This window comes from Nostoc mirabile CHAB5784, assembly GCF_020829645.1.
Lineage (GTDB): Bacteria > Cyanobacteriota > Cyanobacteriia > Cyanobacteriales > Nostocaceae > Nostoc > Nostoc mirabile.
Map to the genome: position 1 here is coordinate 1 of NZ_JAIVFS010000040.1, position 16,621 is coordinate 16,621.

16 protein-coding genes and 1 pseudogene are annotated in these 16,621 nt (G+C 41.3%); 9 read left to right on the plus strand and 8 right to left on the minus strand.

All coding sequences use genetic code 11. The annotated features are described in order from the left end of the window. Positions 1-131: 131 nt before the first annotated feature. From LC653_RS23360 to LC653_RS23375, 4 genes and pseudogenes are all read left to right on the plus strand, one after another. Positions 132-344 (plus strand): annotated as a pseudogene (locus LC653_RS23360) (AI-2E family transporter); the annotation flags it as partial. A 175-nt stretch (positions 345-519) separates the two neighbouring features. Continuing rightward, positions 520-732, plus strand: a complete 213-nt coding sequence (locus LC653_RS23365; protein WP_229497115.1) for a hypothetical protein — start codon at positions 520-522, stop codon at positions 730-732. Positions 733-1,077: 345 nt separating this feature from the next. Then, positions 1,078-1,908, plus strand: coding sequence for a segregation/condensation protein A (locus tag LC653_RS23370; RefSeq protein WP_229497116.1), 831 nt, complete (start codon positions 1,078-1,080; stop codon positions 1,906-1,908). 231 nt (positions 1,909-2,139) lie between these two features. Then, complete coding sequence (locus LC653_RS23375) at positions 2,140-3,309, plus strand: nucleotidyltransferase family protein (RefSeq protein WP_229497117.1); 1,170 nt, start codon at positions 2,140-2,142, stop codon at positions 3,307-3,309. Positions 3,310-3,374: 65 nt separating this feature from the next. Here LC653_RS23375 and speA read toward each other — a convergent pair whose 3' ends face one another. Beyond that, positions 3,375-5,390: a biosynthetic arginine decarboxylase gene (speA, locus tag LC653_RS23380; RefSeq protein WP_229497118.1), complete on the minus strand. Its 2,016-nt coding sequence runs from the start codon at positions 5,388-5,390 to the stop codon at positions 3,375-3,377. Between the two features lie 276 nt (positions 5,391-5,666). Between speA and ndk the strand changes: the two genes are divergently transcribed. Further along, a complete protein-coding gene (ndk, locus tag LC653_RS23385) occupies positions 5,667-6,116 on the plus strand; it encodes a nucleoside-diphosphate kinase (RefSeq protein ID WP_229497119.1) in 450 nt (149 codons plus the stop codon). A gap of 273 nt (positions 6,117-6,389) precedes the next feature. Here the strand turns inward: ndk and LC653_RS23390 are convergent, their stop codons facing one another. Next, positions 6,390-7,112, minus strand: coding sequence for a TerC family protein (locus LC653_RS23390; protein ID WP_229497120.1), 723 nt, complete (start codon positions 7,110-7,112; stop codon positions 6,390-6,392). Between the two features lie 573 nt (positions 7,113-7,685). Here LC653_RS23390 and LC653_RS23395 point away from each other — a divergent pair. Then, positions 7,686-7,955, plus strand: coding sequence for a type II toxin-antitoxin system ParD family antitoxin (locus tag LC653_RS23395; protein WP_229497121.1), 270 nt, complete (start codon positions 7,686-7,688; stop codon positions 7,953-7,955). Continuing rightward, entirely contained in the window at positions 7,955-8,248 is a 294-nt protein-coding gene (locus LC653_RS23400) for a type II toxin-antitoxin system RelE/ParE family toxin (protein WP_229497122.1), read from the plus strand. Before LC653_RS23395 ends, LC653_RS23400 begins: the two co-directional genes overlap by 1 nt. Before the next feature lie 315 nt (positions 8,249-8,563). Here LC653_RS23400 and LC653_RS23405 read toward each other — a convergent pair whose 3' ends face one another. Continuing rightward, entirely contained in the window at positions 8,564-8,863 is a 300-nt protein-coding gene (locus LC653_RS23405) for a hypothetical protein (protein WP_229497123.1), read from the minus strand. Between the two features lie 607 nt (positions 8,864-9,470). Between LC653_RS23405 and LC653_RS46325 the strand changes: the two genes are divergently transcribed. Both LC653_RS46325 and LC653_RS23415 read left to right on the plus strand, forming a co-directional pair. Next, positions 9,471-9,554 carry a DUF433 domain-containing protein gene (locus tag LC653_RS46325; RefSeq protein ID WP_372478213.1) on the plus strand — a complete coding sequence of 28 codons (84 nt, stop codon included), beginning with the start codon at positions 9,471-9,473 and terminating at the stop codon, positions 9,552-9,554. Positions 9,555-9,763: 209 nt separating this feature from the next. Continuing rightward, positions 9,764-10,042 carry a DUF5615 family PIN-like protein gene (locus LC653_RS23415; RefSeq protein WP_229497124.1) on the plus strand — a complete coding sequence of 93 codons (279 nt, stop codon included), beginning with the start codon at positions 9,764-9,766 and terminating at the stop codon, positions 10,040-10,042. Positions 10,043-10,362: 320 nt separating this feature from the next. On the opposite strand, the gene LC653_RS23420 is transcribed toward LC653_RS23415, so the two are convergent. From LC653_RS23420 to LC653_RS23440, 5 genes are all read right to left on the minus strand, one after another. Beyond that, positions 10,363-11,859 (minus strand): hypothetical protein, encoded by a 1,497-nt coding sequence (locus tag LC653_RS23420; RefSeq protein WP_229497125.1) that lies wholly within the window; start codon positions 11,857-11,859, stop codon positions 10,363-10,365. Between the two features lie 962 nt (positions 11,860-12,821). Then, positions 12,822-14,000: an RNA-guided endonuclease InsQ/TnpB family protein gene (locus LC653_RS23425; RefSeq protein ID WP_229497126.1), complete on the minus strand. Its 1,179-nt coding sequence runs from the start codon at positions 13,998-14,000 to the stop codon at positions 12,822-12,824. A gap of 586 nt (positions 14,001-14,586) precedes the next feature. Continuing rightward, positions 14,587-15,027 (minus strand): hypothetical protein, encoded by a 441-nt coding sequence (locus LC653_RS23430; protein ID WP_229497127.1) that lies wholly within the window; start codon positions 15,025-15,027, stop codon positions 14,587-14,589. Positions 15,028-15,095: 68 nt separating this feature from the next. Continuing rightward, entirely contained in the window at positions 15,096-15,785 is a 690-nt protein-coding gene (locus tag LC653_RS23435) for a hypothetical protein (protein WP_229497128.1), read from the minus strand. A gap of 92 nt (positions 15,786-15,877) precedes the next feature. Continuing rightward, entirely contained in the window at positions 15,878-16,606 is a 729-nt protein-coding gene (locus tag LC653_RS23440) for a Uma2 family endonuclease (protein WP_229497129.1), read from the minus strand. Positions 16,607-16,621 lie beyond the last annotated feature (15 nt).

Below are 16,621 nucleotides of genomic sequence, written 5' to 3' on the forward strand. Positions count from 1 at the left end.
GGCGGCTACCTAGAACATCGAAGCAAAACACCAATTGGTATCCAGGTACTGTGGCGAGGTTGGTTAAAATTACACGACCTCTGTGAAGGTTGGCAGCTTGCAAAACAGACTTAACGGGAAAAGTCAGGTTCGCTCCCAGGTTACTTGGCAACTTTATTGGGCTGAATCCCATCTGGATTTTCGTAGCTATTTTGATGGGATTTGAGATTGCTGGGTTGTTGGGGACACTTGTTGCTGTTCCCATTGCTGGTACTATTAAAGGCACTTTCGATGCCATCAAGAGCGGTAAGCCAAGTGACTTTGTATCAACTGTCACTATTGCTCATGACTCGCCCCCTGATTAAGGCGGCAGGGGGAGTTAAACAATTCGCAATTCGCAATTCGCAATGACGCTCCAGGATGAGCTAACGCTACGCTAACGCAATTACGTTTTGTAATGGGGATTTTATATTAGGCGTTCAATTCGTGCTGCCTGTCTTGCTGGGGAATTAAACCCTTAAACTTTGTTAAAACTTGAAGGTGACTTCAGAAGCTCAACGTTCACCCTCAGAAGCTCAACTTCCACCCTCAGAAGCTCAACTTCCACCTTCAGAAGCTCAACGTTCACCTTCAGAAGCTCAACGTTCACCTTCAGAAGCTCAACGTTCACCCTCAGAAGCTCAACTTCCACCCTCAGAAGCTCAACTTCCACCTTCAGAAGCTCAACGTTCACCCTCAGAAGCTCAACTTTGAGCCTTTGAGGGTGAACTTTCAAGTTCTAACTCCCTATGCCCAATACCTAAATAGGACTTACGCAAGAGTTACGGAATAACGAACCACAGAGGCGCAGAGTACACGGAGAAATCAGAGTTTGAGAGATATTTTGCGTAAGTCCTACTAAAATCAAAAGTTGCACAATCTGATCTCACAATTCACAATGGTGATTGATTACAAATTTCAGGGGATACTGCCAGCAGGCAATTCCTGAATAAAATAAGCGCAAGGGAATTCATAAAGTACACGCTTTGCCAATAGTCAATGAGTTTAGTGTTGAATTTACGGTCTTTTGATTCTCATTAATTAACTTAGAACCCGTTAATGGAAGCTTCCGAGCTATTAGAAACAATCACACTCCTGATTTACCAAGCCCAACAGGGAGAAATTGACCCTTGGGATGTCCAAGTGATTGAGGTGATTGACCGTTACTTAGAACTGATGGCACCGGAGGCAATAGGAAGAGGTTATGAATCCGACTTGTCTCAATCTGGACAGGCTTTTTTGTCAGCATCAATGCTGGTATTATTCAAAGCCAATACCTTGATGCAATTGTCAACAGTAGGAGATGTCCAGGATGGTGTAGTAGATGATTCCCTATTGGAAGATGAAGACGGAATATCACATCAGGGTCATCGTCTACCATTAGAACGGCAATTGCGTCGTCGTGCATCGGCAATGCCGCCACCAAAGCGCCGTGTGACTCTGCAAGAGTTAATTAAGCAATTGCAGATTATGGCGAACCAGCTAAAACAGGTAGAAAAAGTCAGCAAACCTATTCGTCCCAGACGGTTGCCTAGCGTCCAAAGTATGCGGGAGGCGCTGGAGTTAGCTCACCAGGAAAATCTGACGGAAGTAGCTAGGGAACTGGAGCAGGTGTTGAATGTGTCGGCAAGGGAGCTAAATTTAGAACAAAATTGGTTGAATCTAGAACAACTTGTAGAGTTGTGGACTCAGACAAAGCATCTCAACCAAAATGGCTCTGGACATGATTCTAAACACAGTCATTTAGTTAGCGTTTTCTGGGCGCTACTGTTACTCTCGGCTCAATCGAAAGTAGAGCTATTTCAAGAGGAGTTTTACCATGAGATTAAAATTCGGCTACTTACAGATTCAGCTAAGACTGGTAAACCTTTTGAGGAGTCGATGAACTAAAAAAGTGATAAGTAGCTTTACAGATAATTTATAGATTTTTGATTCAGTCCCAAAATCCGAGTAAATTGAAAAGATAAGCGATCGCTTGTCATCTAAGTATACCTATGGTTGCAATAACCACTAAATTCCTGTTATCCCTGTTTAAGGGATAACTTAGAGCAGAAATAAAAACTGATGATTAAGTATCACTCGATGAAAGTAAACTGGCTTGTGGTTGAGGAATAAATTTTTATGAAAGCGATGATTCTCGCGGCTGGCAAGGGTACTCGCGTGCGTCCGATTACCTATACAATTCCCAAACCAATGATTCCCATCCTGCAAAAGCCAGTGATGGAGTTCTTGCTGGAACTGTTACGCCGACATGGATTTGACCAGATTATGGTCAACGTTAGTCATTTGGCTGAGGAAATAGAAAACTATTTTCGTGACGGTCAGAGGTTTGGGGTGCAAATTGCCTATTCCTTTGAAGGGAAAATTGATGACAACGGTAAACTGGAAGGCGAAGCAATAGGTTCAGCTGGAGGGATGCGGCGCATCCAAGACTTCTCACCGTTTTTTGACGATACCTTTGTGGTGTTGTGCGGTGATGCTTTAATTGATTTGGATTTAACTGCGGCGGTTAAATGGCATAGAGCTAGAGGCTCGATCGCTACTATTATTACAAAATCTGTCCCCAAGGAAGAAGTTTCTAGCTACGGTGTGGTGGTCACTGACGAAGAGGGGCGTGTTAAAGCTTTCCAAGAAAAACCTTCAACTGAAGAAGCCCTCAGCACCAACATCAATACAGGTATTTACATCTTTGAGCCAGAGGTGTTTAACTATATCCCCTCTGGTGTCGAATATGACATTGGTGGCCAATTGTTTCCCAAATTGGTGGAAATCAAAGCCCCCTTCTACGCCATCCCTATGGACTTTGAATGGGTAGATATTGGTAAAGTACCAGATTATTGGCGGGCGATTCGCGGTGTACTGCTGGGTGAAATCAAGAATGTGCAAATTCCTGGTCATGAAGTCGCCCCTGGCATCTACACTGGCTTAAATGTCGCCGTAAATTGGGACAAAGTGGATATCACTGGCCCGGTTTATATTGGCGGGATGACGAGAATAGAAGACGGAGCAAAAATTGTTGGCCCAGCGATGATTGGCCCTAATTGTTGGATATGTAGTGGCGCAACAGTCGAAAACAGCGTGATTTTTGAATGGTCGCGCCTGGGGCCAGGAGTGCGTTTAGTCGATAAGCTGGTGTTTGGACGTTATTGTGTGGATAAAACTGGCGCTGCAATAGATGTTCAAGCGGCTGCTCTAGACTGGCTGATTACCGATGCCCGTCAGACTCCGCCATCACATACGCCTCTTGAGTTACAAGCGATAGAGGAATTGTTGGGGACAAATGTAAATTAGGGAATAGGGTATAGGGAACAGGGAACAGGGAATAAATTTGTAACCTATACCCTGTAACCTATACCCTAACTATTTAAGTACGTATATCTTCTGAGACTTTGCTCGTAGGTTTGTAGCAGTCGCTGAGATTCCGCTAGGGTGATGCGCTTTTCTTCTAATGCTTTCTCGCAACGCTGGCGAATGTTTTCCACCATATCTTCGGAGTCATACTGAACGTAGCTTACCACTTCGCTCATGGTGTCGCCTTTGACAATGTGTTCAATCTGGTAGCCTTTGGGCGTCAATTGAATGTGAACGGCGTTAGTATCACCAAATAGGTTGTGCAAATTGCCCATAATTTCCTGGTAAGCTCCATTTAGGAACATTCCCAAATAATAGGGTTCTCCGGGCTTGTAGGTGTGCAACTCTAAAACCGATTTGACATCGCGCAGGTCAATAAAGCGGTCGATTTTACCATCACTATCGCAGGTGAGGTCTGCCAAAATTCCCCGCCGCGTTGGTTCTTCATCCAAGCGGTGGATTGGCATGATTGGGAATAGTTGATCGATCGCCCAGCAATCTGGTGCTGATTGAAACACTGACATATTCACGTAGTAGATGGAAGCCATGATTTTTTCTAGGTCTTCCAGTTCATCGGGTACGTATTCTTGCTGTCTAGTGATGTTGAGAATTTTCTGACAACAAGCCCAGTAGAGGCGTTCGGCTTTGGCTCGTTCTCTGAGGCGTAATATTCCTAAGTTGAAGCGGCTGATGGCTTCTTCTTTGAATTGTGCAGCGTCGTGGTACAACTCTTGGTAATTCTCTTGGTTAATCGATTGGTAGCTTTCCCAAAGATAATTAATTATTGGAGATTCTCCCTCTTGTGGTGGTTCTGGTGAATCGAGAGGGACATCACTAGTACTAAGAACATCAAAAATCAGCACCGACTGATGGGAAGCGATCGCTCGTCCACTTTCACTAATCAGTGTTGGTACGGGAATCTGCCGCTCTGCACAGGTATCTTTTAACTCTGCCACAATGTCGTTGGCATAGTTCTGCATGTTGTAATTTTTCGATGCATAGAAGTTGGTTTGGGAGCCATCATAATCTACGCCCAAGCCGCCGCCAACATCAAGGTATTTCATATCCGCCCCCAGCATGGACAATTCCACATAAATGCGGCTGGCTTCTTGGATAGCATCTTTAATCACATTAATGGCAGAGATTTGGGAGCCGATGTGAAAGTGCATTAACTGCAAAGAATCGAGCAGGTTAGCTTCCCGTAACTTGTCAACAGCCTCGATTACTTCAGGCATTGTCAAACCAAATTTAGCGCGATCGCCACTAGAGGCTCCCCAACGTCCCATACCTTGGGTACTGAGTTTAGCTCGAACGCCTAATATCGGCTTAATACCTAACTGGCGATTGGCATCGATCACCAAATCAACCTCTTCAATCTGTTCTAAGACGATGATTGGTGTTTGCCCTAATCTTTGGGCTAACATTGCCGTTTCGATGTATTCTCGGTCTTTGTAGCCGTTGCAAACTAACAATGCTCCTGGTGTATCCAGGACAGCCAGAGCAATCATTAATTCTGGCTTGGAACCGGCTTCTAAACCAAATTGATGGGGTTTGCCAAACTTGACTAAATCCTCAATCAAATGCCGTTCTTGGTTGCATTTGACGGGAAACACGCCACGGTAGACACCAGGGTAATTATAGCGAGCGATCGCTTTAGCAAAACAAGCATTCAACCGCTCAATCCGGTCTTCTAAAATATCGGAAAAGCGAATCAACATGGGAAGTCCCAAGTTGCGCTGCTTCATGGCGTTGACCAATTCAAACAAGTCTAGAGAACCCCCGCGATCGCCCTTGGGTGACACGGTAACGTGTCCAGCAGCGCTAATAGAAAAATAAGGTTGTCCCCAACCTTCAATCCGGTATAAGGCTTCACTATCCTCAATTTTCCAGGAGCGAGGTAAATCTCCTGTGGTAGGACTAGGTGGTAACAGCTTTTTTTGCTTATGATTTTTCACTTCTTTGTGTCCATTGGACGGTACTGGTACCACCTCGTCAGATGTAGTAGTTGAATCAACACCCATTTCTTCCTAACCTCTGTTTTTCACCCACGAATTAACAATTTAACGCATTCATTTGGGAACGTATATGCACCCAAAGATAATTTCTGAGATAAACTCTGATTGGTCATTAGTCATTGGTCATTGGTCATTAGTCATTAGTCATTAGTCATTGGTCATTGGTCATTAGTGGAAAACCCTTAAACTCAAGACAGAAAATGACAAAGGACAAAGGACAAATGACAATTGACAAATGACAATTGACAAAATAAAAAATTCATTAAGTTTTTGGAGATAACTTTGGAACGCACATTCTTAGCAATTAAGCCAGATGGAGTACAACGGGGATTAGTGGGGGAAATTATCCGTCGCTTTGAAACTAAAGGTTTTACCCTAGTTGGTTTAAAGTTCCTCAAAGTCAGTCGGGAATTGGCTGAACAACACTATGATGTTCACCGGGAACGTCCGTTTTTTGCTGGTCTAGTCGAATTTATCACTTCTAGCCCAGTGATAGCGATGGTATGGGAAGGTGATGGCGTTGTTGCATCTGCCAGAAAGATTATTGGTGCGACAAACCCCTTAACAGCAGAGCCGGGAACGATTCGGGGCGATTTTGGTCTGAATATTGGTCGCAACTTAATCCACGGTTCTGATGCTCAAGAAACCGCGCAACGGGAAATAGCCCTATGGTTTAAGGATGAAGAATTAGTGAATTGGCAACCACACTTAACGCCTTGGTTGCACGAGTAATGGGGAGACGCGATTAATCGCGTCTGTACAAAAGTTAGGAGTTAAAAATTTCTCATATCATGTCTGCTTGATTACTTATTAAACCCGAATCACCCCACCCCGACAATCGTCGCTTTGTCTCCCCTCCTGCTTGCGGGGAGGGGAGATTTTGGGGAGCCAGTGCGGTCTTGGGGTCTCCCCAAGTGGAGCCGGATAGCGTGTGGGGTGCAATGACTGTGGGAATCATAACTAATTATGCGGACATGATATCACTCCTGACTCCTAACTCCTCACTTACTTCGAGACTTCGCTCTTTTCTGGTTCTACTTGGGGTAATTCAGTGCCAACACGCTTGGAAAATCCCCAGCCTAAAATCAGGAAGATCGCAGCAATCATTATCCATTCTGGTGGAACTAAACTATCGTTCACCACTTTCAACAACAAGCGCAAGCCTACCAACGCTACAGTTACATAGCCTGCGTCTTCTAGGTTTTCATATTCGTCTAGCCAACGGATAAACAATCCCGCCATGAATCGCAGCGTAATAATACCAATTGTTGCACCCGTCAGCACTAGCCATTTTTCTTGAGAAACTGCGATCGCAGTTGTCACGCTATCCAAAGAAAATGCCAAATCTGTAAATGCAATCACGGGTATTGCTTGCAACAATGAATTAAAACGCGGCCCGTGATGGTGATCGTCTTCACTTTGTTGAGAGGTAAAGTGTTGGAATACCAACCACAGCAGATAAGCAGCGCCCAATAATTCAAATTGCCAGAATTTTTGCACCCAAGTGGCAGTTAGAATCAAGGTGATTCGCAGCACATAAGCAACGACTAAACCAAAGTTCAAAGCTCTACGCTCAAGTTCTTTATCTTCTAGCCCCCTTGCGATCGCAGCCAGGGCGATGGCATTGTCGGCAGATAACAGCGCCTCTAAAAGCACCAGGATCAGCAGAACTATAGGGGCTTCAACGCTGAAATGAAAGTCGAGGTAATCAAAAATTCGGTCTAGCATTCCGGGTTTCTCAAGCAGAAAAAATTAAAATTTGACAAGAACAGAGATTTGCATATTAAAAAGCGCAATAAATTGCTACTCTAATCCAGCTTAACGTGGTTGTGGTGCATTTTGAAGAGGGTTAAATGTGTGCGAGCGTAATGCAAGTGGAGTAATTTGCGTATAAGTCAATACACCAAAAGTTTTAACATCTAGTGAATGCGATCGCAATGGGCTGCTGTCATTTCGCATCCAATACAGTTCAGTTAAGCATTTCTTCCTTCTTTTTCTTCTCTTCCTTTGCGTTCTTTGCGTTTTCGCGGTTCGTTAAAAAAATTAACTTTGACAAAGAGTTAAGCCTTAGAGGATGTTTTAAAAGTCCTATTGTAGGTATCAAAACGTTCTAGATCCTCCTAAATCCCCCGATAAATTGGGGGACTTTGATTCCGGTTCCCCCCTTTTTAAGGGGGGTTAGGGGGGATCAATAAGTGCCTAAAATCACAGCCAAATACTTTTAAAACATCCTCTTAACACCAACCGTATTGATTTCGCATCTAAAATTAGGATATGAGAACAAAAATATGGTAATAGTTTATGAATATTTCCTTAACAACCGAGCTTGAGCAGTTCATTCAAAGTCAGGTTGCAAGCGGAAAGTACACCTCAAATGAGGAAGTGATTCTTGCAGGTATTAGGCTGTTAGAGGAACGGGAACGTATTTACAAGGGTCGGTTTGAGGAACTGCAAAGAGAAATTATGATTGGGGTTGAGCAACTTGATCGCCAAGAACGACTCGACGGTAGAGAAGTAATCGAGCAACTGCGTCAAAAGAACCAAGCTTTGAGAAAGACTCAGGCACAATAATGAGTTTATATTTTTTATCGCTCCAAGCTGCAAAAGATTTACAAGAAATTAACGATTACCTATTTGCTGGAAATCCAGATGTTGCAGATAGATTACTCACACTCATCACTCAAAAGTTGGATACTTTAGCACAGTTTCCCAGTATGGGACGTAGACGGGATGAACTTTTACCTGCGTTGCGAAGCTTTCCAGTTGATGATTATTTGATATTTTATCGCCCAATTGCAGAGGGGATTGAAGTTGTGCGGGTAGTGAGTGGCTACCGCGATTTAGAGGCGCTATTTTCTGATTAAAATCACTGCTTTTTGGGTTTAGCACATTGCTCATACGTGTCAACTTAACGTAAAAGCCATGTCCCGCAAGGAACTAAAGTTCCTTGCTAATAGCGAAAGTCATCTCTTGATGACTAAATAATCCGAAAAATCTTTAGTCTACTTTAGTAGACTTTAGCTATTAGCCTAGAACTTTAGTTCCAGGCGGGCGAGTCAGCTAACAGTTAAGCTACTTTTAGCTTAAGTTGACACCAATGCCATTGCTAAACCCTTACGACAGATGAAGTTCAAGTAGGGTGCGTTGCGCTGCACGACAACGCACCATCTTGATATGTCCTATTGCATTAAAATCTGACGGATTAAAATACTCATTACCTCGCCTGGGTTGGCGGTTGGTAGTAGCGGACTCCAATCGCCGATGCTGGCGTAGCCAATCAGTTGCAGATAGTGAATTGTGCTAGTAACTGCTTTTGGAGAACCTATTAATAGATGTTTAATCGGTTCTCTTTTCGGTAATTGATTTTCAGAAGATTGATTAAGGATGGGTGTATTTAAGTTTTCACCATCTAAGTACTGTTGTAATTCTGATTGGGCGAGCTTCTGATTTTTTACAAACTTTTGTACTTGTGTCATCATTGTAATTATCTCCCAGAATGGGGGTTTGCAGAAAGGCGATCGCAGATTCTTGGCAGAGGGCGATCGCCTTTCTTATTTGGATATTAAAGTATAATTTTATACTTGCAAAACCTTAAATCAAAAATAAATTAAAAGTCAAAAGTATTTATTTGTAGCTACAATTATTTTTCTGTTGTCGTTATTTGGCATCTAAACCTCGTCCATGTTGAAACCTGGAGTTTTGAATTATTCTGTTGTGTCATTGCGACGTTCGCTCTTAGCGTTCCCGCAGGGTAGGAAGCAATCGCAAAACTTTGGTAAAAAACTACAGTTATCAAGTTAGATGAGGTTTAGAATTAGAATATGAGAACAAAAATATCGTCATAATTTATGAATATTTATTTATGAATGATACACTTCTACAACGCATTACTCATAATCAAAATATCTGCCACGGTAATACCATTTCACGAAAATAATGAAACAGATATAACCCCTGAAACCCAGACTAAGTAAAACTTTATTAATTACGAATTACGTTAGCGCAGCGTTAGCGAGTCTTCTCCCAAAGGGAGACGCTAAAAGCGAACGAGCGTCACTACGAATTACGAATTAATATAAATCCTGTATTCGAGGACTTCGTTATCCAGTTGAGTTTATTTTGGAACTGCTCAGTTCTGGTATGACTACTGAAGAAATATTGAAAGATTAAGCTGTTACGCATTTAACTTGTACATTTACCTGATGACTGTTGACGGTTGACTGATGACCGATAACCGTCAACCGTCAACGATTATAAAGAATGTTTATATAATTTAGACGCATATCAGCTTATGACGATTTAGAATCTGAAGATATTTTGGCTGTCTTGTTATTTGCTGCTCGACTGTGCCAAGTCAAAAGCATTCATCGAATCGCCTCATGAAATTTATTGTCGATGCTCAGTTACCAGTTCGTCTTGTCGGTTTTCTCAAAACTTCAGGTTATGACACAATCCACACCAAAGACTTACCAGGGGAAAATGCTACGCTAGATAATGAGATTAATAGCGTATTAATTCAACAAAATCGAATTTTAATTACTAAAGATGTGGATTTTATCAACTCTTTTTTAACAGTTCAGCAACCTTATAAACTACTTTTAATCACGACAGGCAATATTAATAGAATTTCTCGACAGTTTTCTCAAAAGCTTTGTTAGCTTGACTTTATCCAAAACTAAGAACTTGCTTCTCTTGATATGATGTCCGGGTAATTAACCATAATAACCGGAACCCCACCCCGCAAAAGCTGCGCTTGAGCTAACCTCCCCGCAAGCTCTTAGGGGTTGGGGGTGGGGTTCTTTTATTATGGGTGATTTGGCGGACATGATATGATATGGCAAAAACTTTTTCAATGTCACTGATTATCAGTGACATTGAAAAAGTAAAACTGCTGTTCCACAAACGTTTCAGCGTCAGCTTGAGCGTTGTCAAAAAATGGATAAAGTCGAGCTTAAGTTAGGTTTAGAACTAAACTAATCTACACAGCAAAAACAAAGAAATCTGAAGATAATAAACTGACAGGAGAACCCACAATAGTTGCAAACAAACCTCCCGAACCAAAACCAGCCGCATTATTATTTTCGTTGTAGAACAGGTTGCCACTGCTAGAGCTATAAACAATCTCTGCACTATTATCTCCAGCTAGAGAATCGACAGCGACTACGGCAAAGTTAGAGCCAATTAATTCACTATTAGAAGTGTTGTCTAGAGCGGTAAAAGTTTTTTTCGACAAACGGATTTTGTCTGTGCCACTTGAAAAGTCAGAAATTTGGTCTACTCCAAGATCAGAACTGATAAAGGCTCTTCTACTGTCAAATACAAAGATATCTGAACCTGCGCCTCCGATTAAAATGTCGTTACCACTATCGCCCTTGAGGTTATCGTCACCATCACCTGCTTGAAGATTATCGTTACCTATTCCCCCTGTAAGGATATCGTTACCACGATCTCCTTGGAGATTATCATCACCTTCTCCCCCAATCAGGTTATCGATACCAGGGCCGCCGATGATAGTATCGTTACCTGCTCCCCCATCGTAAATATCGTTACCAGATAAACCATCGATGACAAAATCATCACCACCTCCTCCACGACCTATGTCACCACCAGTTCCACCATCAAGTGTATCTTCACCATCACCACCATCAACAAAGTCATCACCAGCTCCCGCATCAATATAATCGTTACCATTTCCTCCTGTAACACCGTCATTACCACTTCCTGAAAACACGATTTCATCACTATCACTACCACTTAAATCAATGGTATTGGGTTCTGGTGTTCCCGATTCGGTTATTATTCCTCTTGCACTAGCAACGCCAAACTTTATAGCATCAGCAATAGTTATACTTGTCCTATCAAGACCTATTACTTCACCCCGACCGAGGTCTATGACTAGCTGTTCATAAAAGCTTACAACATCCGGTGTAACTAAAAAAACGGGAATAATGTTGCTTGCAACTAGCCGATCTTTTAATTGTACAATAGTCGGATAATCTTCATCAGCATCGACTACATTATCTCCATTATTAGGTCGAGTAATAGTAGGACTAGCGTTTGCACCATCTGGCGGTTTGTGAAAATCAGCATCCGTGACTACTAAAGCAATGCGAGTTGAATCTGATCTATAATTTGGACTGAAAGATAGTTGCAGAAGTGCTTCTAGTTGTGCTTCCGGAAGATCCCCACCACCATCAGCACTCAAGCCATTGACTGTTGAAATAACACTAACTGTATCCCCTGTCAAAGCGATGTTGTTTCGATAAACAAAGTCACCAGGATCACCCAAACCACCAACTGGTTTATCTTTAAAAGAGGCAACACCAAAGAAAGGGTCAGCACCATAGATAATCTGAAAATTTGGGTTTTTTAAGTTATCTACTAGTGAAGGAAAGATATCTTTGAGGTTGGGCAAGTCGTCAATAAATGACCCTGTTAAGTCTTGTAACAGAAAGATATCAGATACGGGAGCCATAATGTATACCTCTGGTTATCTTAATTAATTGGTTGTATTGCAAAAATTGGAAGTGTTCTGGATTTGTTGATGCTGCTCTTTAAATCTAGGTAGGCAAGCTTTGCATTCCACAAACTATCAAGTATCAATCAATGAACTAGTTACGTTAAAATAACTGGATGTTAGTTTTTCCAAAACTTTAGTAAAGTTAATATTTATTAACTAAGTTTTACAAGCTACATAACACCATCATCACGATTGATAAGAACTTTTACCCTTTAAAAGCGAGAGTTGCGATCGCACTAGCTGTAATTGGTTCCAAAATATCCTACCTTATCCAGCAACATCCTCACTGATGGATACAATAGCAGTTGTTTAGATTCCAGAGAGATAGAGGCTAATTCAGTTTCTCTGGTGAAAGTCGGGTTTACCCTTAAAGGGAAAACTTTCAACGTTATTTAGGACTTATATCATGTGCGGTTGAACACAAGTCAATTGCAAACGTTGTGTTCGCAAAGCGTCTCTAAGAGTTGCAATCGCAGAGTCCAAGTGAATTGCTACTCTTCGAGAACGCTTTCAGCGAACGCTCCACTTCGTTGCACTCGCAATGACATATCATAAGCAATTTGCCGGACATGATATTACGCACGAGTTACGGAATAACGAACCGCAGAGGCGCAGAGAAGCCAGTGCGCCCTTGCGGTTAAGAGACTTGTCCCTTGCGCGTCTCCCCGAATCCCATTCGTGAGAGGCTAGCGCCTGCGTAGGATGCCCGAAGGGCTGTAGGGAGAAGCAACTGGCGCGACACGGAGAAATCAGAGTTTGAGAGATATTTTGCGTAAATCCTAGTTATTAACCAAAGTTTTAACCTGAGTAACAATTGCTTTAACATTCATAAGAAAATATTTAATCTTTTTGACACTCCCACGGCTATGAAAACTTCGCTGTCGCTCGTTTTCACATAAAGCCGTGGGATTCTTCTTTCACTCAGTCAACTTACTTAAAGGAGTTTCCCCACCTAAGCAGCGGTTGTTCTGTCCAGAAGCTTTAGATCCCGTATGCCCTACGGTACTTTTTAGTCCTTTCATCAAAATTTGTTTTGCTGCATTGTGGTCACGATGCATAACTGTTCCACATTCATGACATTTATGGGTACGAGTAGACAATGACTTCTTGACTCGTGTTCCACAAACAGAACAATCTTGGCTCGTATAGTGGGGTGGAACTGAAGCAGCCCATGTACCAAAAACTTTGGCGTAGTAGTCCACCCAATCTGTGAACAATGACCACGATGCATCGCTGATAGATTTAGCTAAACGATGGTTCTTAACCATATTCTTTACCTGCAAGTCCTCATAGACTACCAAGTCGTTAGACTGGACAAGCGTTCTTGCAGTCTTAACCACAAAATCTTTACGCTGTCTACTTACCTTGAGGTGCTTTTTAGCTAATTTCTTAACAGCTTTTCGACGATTAGAAGAACGTTTTTTACATTTAGAAACTTGGCGTTGCTTACGCTTGAGACACTTTTCAGCCCTACGCAATAATCTAGGATTTTCAACTGTTCTACCATTGGAATCAGTGTAGAAAAATTCAAGTCCTACATCAATTCCAACTTGGTTGCCATCATACTGATGGTCTTCTTTACGTTCAATATCAACACAAAATTGACAATAATACCCATCTGCTCGCTTAACTACTCTGATACGCTTAATCTGCTTAACAGAGTAGAAACTCAAATCACGAGTACCAACAAGCTTAAATCTTCCAGACTCAAAACCATCACTAAATGTGATGTACTTTTTATCGTTAGAAAGTTTCCATCCTGAAGTCTTATACTCTACGGAATGCCCGCGTTTTTTAAACTTGGGGTATCCTTTTTTTCCTAGTTTCTTGGCTTTACAATTGTCATAAAAACGTTTAATTGCAAACCATGCTCTATCAGCAGATGCTTGACGAGCCATAGAGTTTAGCTTCGTTGCAAAGTCAAATTCCTTGGCTAAAACAGCACAAAGCTTTTGAAGGTCATTCTTGCCAACATTTTTGTTATCCATCCAATGTCTTAGAGCCTTGTTACGAATAAACAAAGCCGTCCTAATTGCTTCATCTAATGAATTGTATTGACTCTGTTTACCTTTTAACTTGGCATCTATTACTAGCATCGTCTCGACCTATTAACGATAAATATATGTTAGCATATATGTGTTCATATATGCAACACAATATGAAAGAAATAAGATTGAGTATCAGAGTTCCATTACATGAAATGCTAATTCTTGAAAAATACGCTGAAAAAACAAAACGAACTAAAACAGACTTAGTTCGTGAGTGGATTCGTTCGCTAGAAAAACTTGACGGCAACTAAAGTTGCCACGCATTCATCCCACGGCTAGAAGCCGATGGGCTTTCTGCTTTTATTGCTGTAAGAAATGCTTAAACCTTTCTTATACATGCTTCAACGTGAGCAACAATTGCTTTAACGTTTGCAAGAAATGCTTAAACCTTTCTTATACATGCTTGAACGCGAGTAACAATTGCTTCAGCATTGATAAGAAAATATTTAACGTTTGCAACAATTGCTTAAACGTTTCTTATACATGCTTGAACGTGAGTAACAATTGCTTCAGCATTGATAAGAAAATATTTAACGTTTGCAACAAATGCTCAAACTATCTTATGAATGCTTCAACGTGAGGAATAAATGTAAATAGCCTCTGGAAGCAATTTACTACAATTTAATTCTAAATTTCACAAAATCTCTGCTAACTTTACCACCAGAGTATTTGCTAAATCCAATAACCTGATATCATCTGTATTAATACTATTTCCTTCACTAGCTAACAGATTTTTTACAGCAGATAACCTGTCATTGGTTTGGGAAATTCTCCAAGATTCATCTAAGTTTACGGCAAAATCAAATAGCGATCGCTCTCCTAAATGCTGTCTTACTTTAACAGCTACACTATCATTACTTACCAAAAATTCTTTAATAGTATCTAATCGAAAATTACCTAATATTTCGTCATGTCCCCACGTTTCTAGCCAGTCTCCATCTACATCTTCAACGTAAATATTGACAAAATCAACCCCATAAGTTAGCCAGTTTTGCTGCATTTGTCGCGCCGTCGCTAAAGCTTCAGCAAATGTATCTACTTGATTGTTGCAGTGAGTTTCTCTTTTATTAGCCATAGAAGCTGTAATTAGCACGTAAGTATGTAGGCTAGACACAAATCTGAAATATCAAATTCCTGAAAAGTTCACGAAAATTTTAAATATTTGCCACCAGAAAGGTAATCACTGTTATACAGGGCCACGTTGACTAACTGGTTAACGAAATTAGTATCTTTGGGATTGTAACTTAAGAACAGCCCCCTCTCGATTTCCCACGATCGCAGTGTATTTTGCCAAGCTTCGTACTTTTGTTGATTGAGTTCTTCACTAACACTGGTAACTTGAATGCACAGTGGTTGATTGTTACGACTAACAATTAAATCTGTTGCCATAGAAAGGTCGGCTATATAACGCTGCCAAAAACTACCTTCTCGCTGAACAATATCTTGGGCTATTGATTTAATGATATCATCATCTACCTGATTAAATTCGCCTGCCATCAATTTTTGCTTCCAAATATAAAACTTGGAGTCACTTGCATTAAACCATCTGGGAAATAGATAACCATACCAATATCTCTCAATTGGCGTCATCATCTCGAATTTGGCTTTTTGTTCCTCTTCTGAAGGTAAGGATTTGATTATCAACCATATTGTCGAATCCGTAATCACCTCTAGCAGAAAGGCAATGACAAAGGGTTTTGCAGTCAGGGAACCTGGTTTGATGTCTTTTACCCAACGATTGATTTCATCTAATCTTCTCGCTAAATTACGATCTATCGAGGAGGCTTGCTCGATAAGGGACTTTAGCCGATCCTTAATTTCTTGTGCTTGCAATCGATGCCCTACTTTCAGAAGATTACGCTTTTTTTACACACTTTTAACTAGATTTTAACTTGAAAATGTATTTAGTTAATTTTCTGATGTCATCAAATACTCTCTAGGTCGATGCCCTGTGTACGTAAAGCCTCCCGCAGTCGAGCAATTTCTTGCTCTGCTCGTTCGGCACGTTCTTCTGCCTGTTCGGCACGTAAACGTTCTTGTTGGGCCAATTCTTCTGATGATAGTATCAATTGATTTTCAGTAGTGAAGAATCTTAATTTACCTTCATAAACTCCCAAATAAAGTTCTAACTGCTGACTCCACAAACGTCCATCAGTGGTTACTTGAATTTCTTGATACTTACCATCAACTAGATGAAATCCCTGAAGTTCCATTGTTACAGGATCAAACCAGAAATAATCTGGTGTACGGAAGGTATCTTGGTAAACTTGTTTTTTTAAACCTTTATCAACTGCTGTGGTTGAACTTGACAAAATTTCCACAATCAGGTTGGGATATTTGCCGTCTTCTTGCCAAACTACCCAACTCTTACGGTCTTTTTTCTGGGTTCCCAAAACTACAAAAAAGTCTGGGCCACGGAAATGTTCTGATTTTTTCTGGTTAGGACTGTAGTAAATCGTCAAATTGCCAGAAGCATAAAAATCTTGCCTCTCTCGCCACCACAATTTAAGTATGCGAATCAGCAAATCGATTTGGTCACGGTGCAGGTCACTTTCCAAGGGTGGTTCGTCACTCAGTATATCGCCAGGAGGAAAAATAACTTCGTCGTCTGAAATATTATCAGAGATGATTTCTAGGGTAGCAGGTTCAGACATCAGCGATCGCTCCGC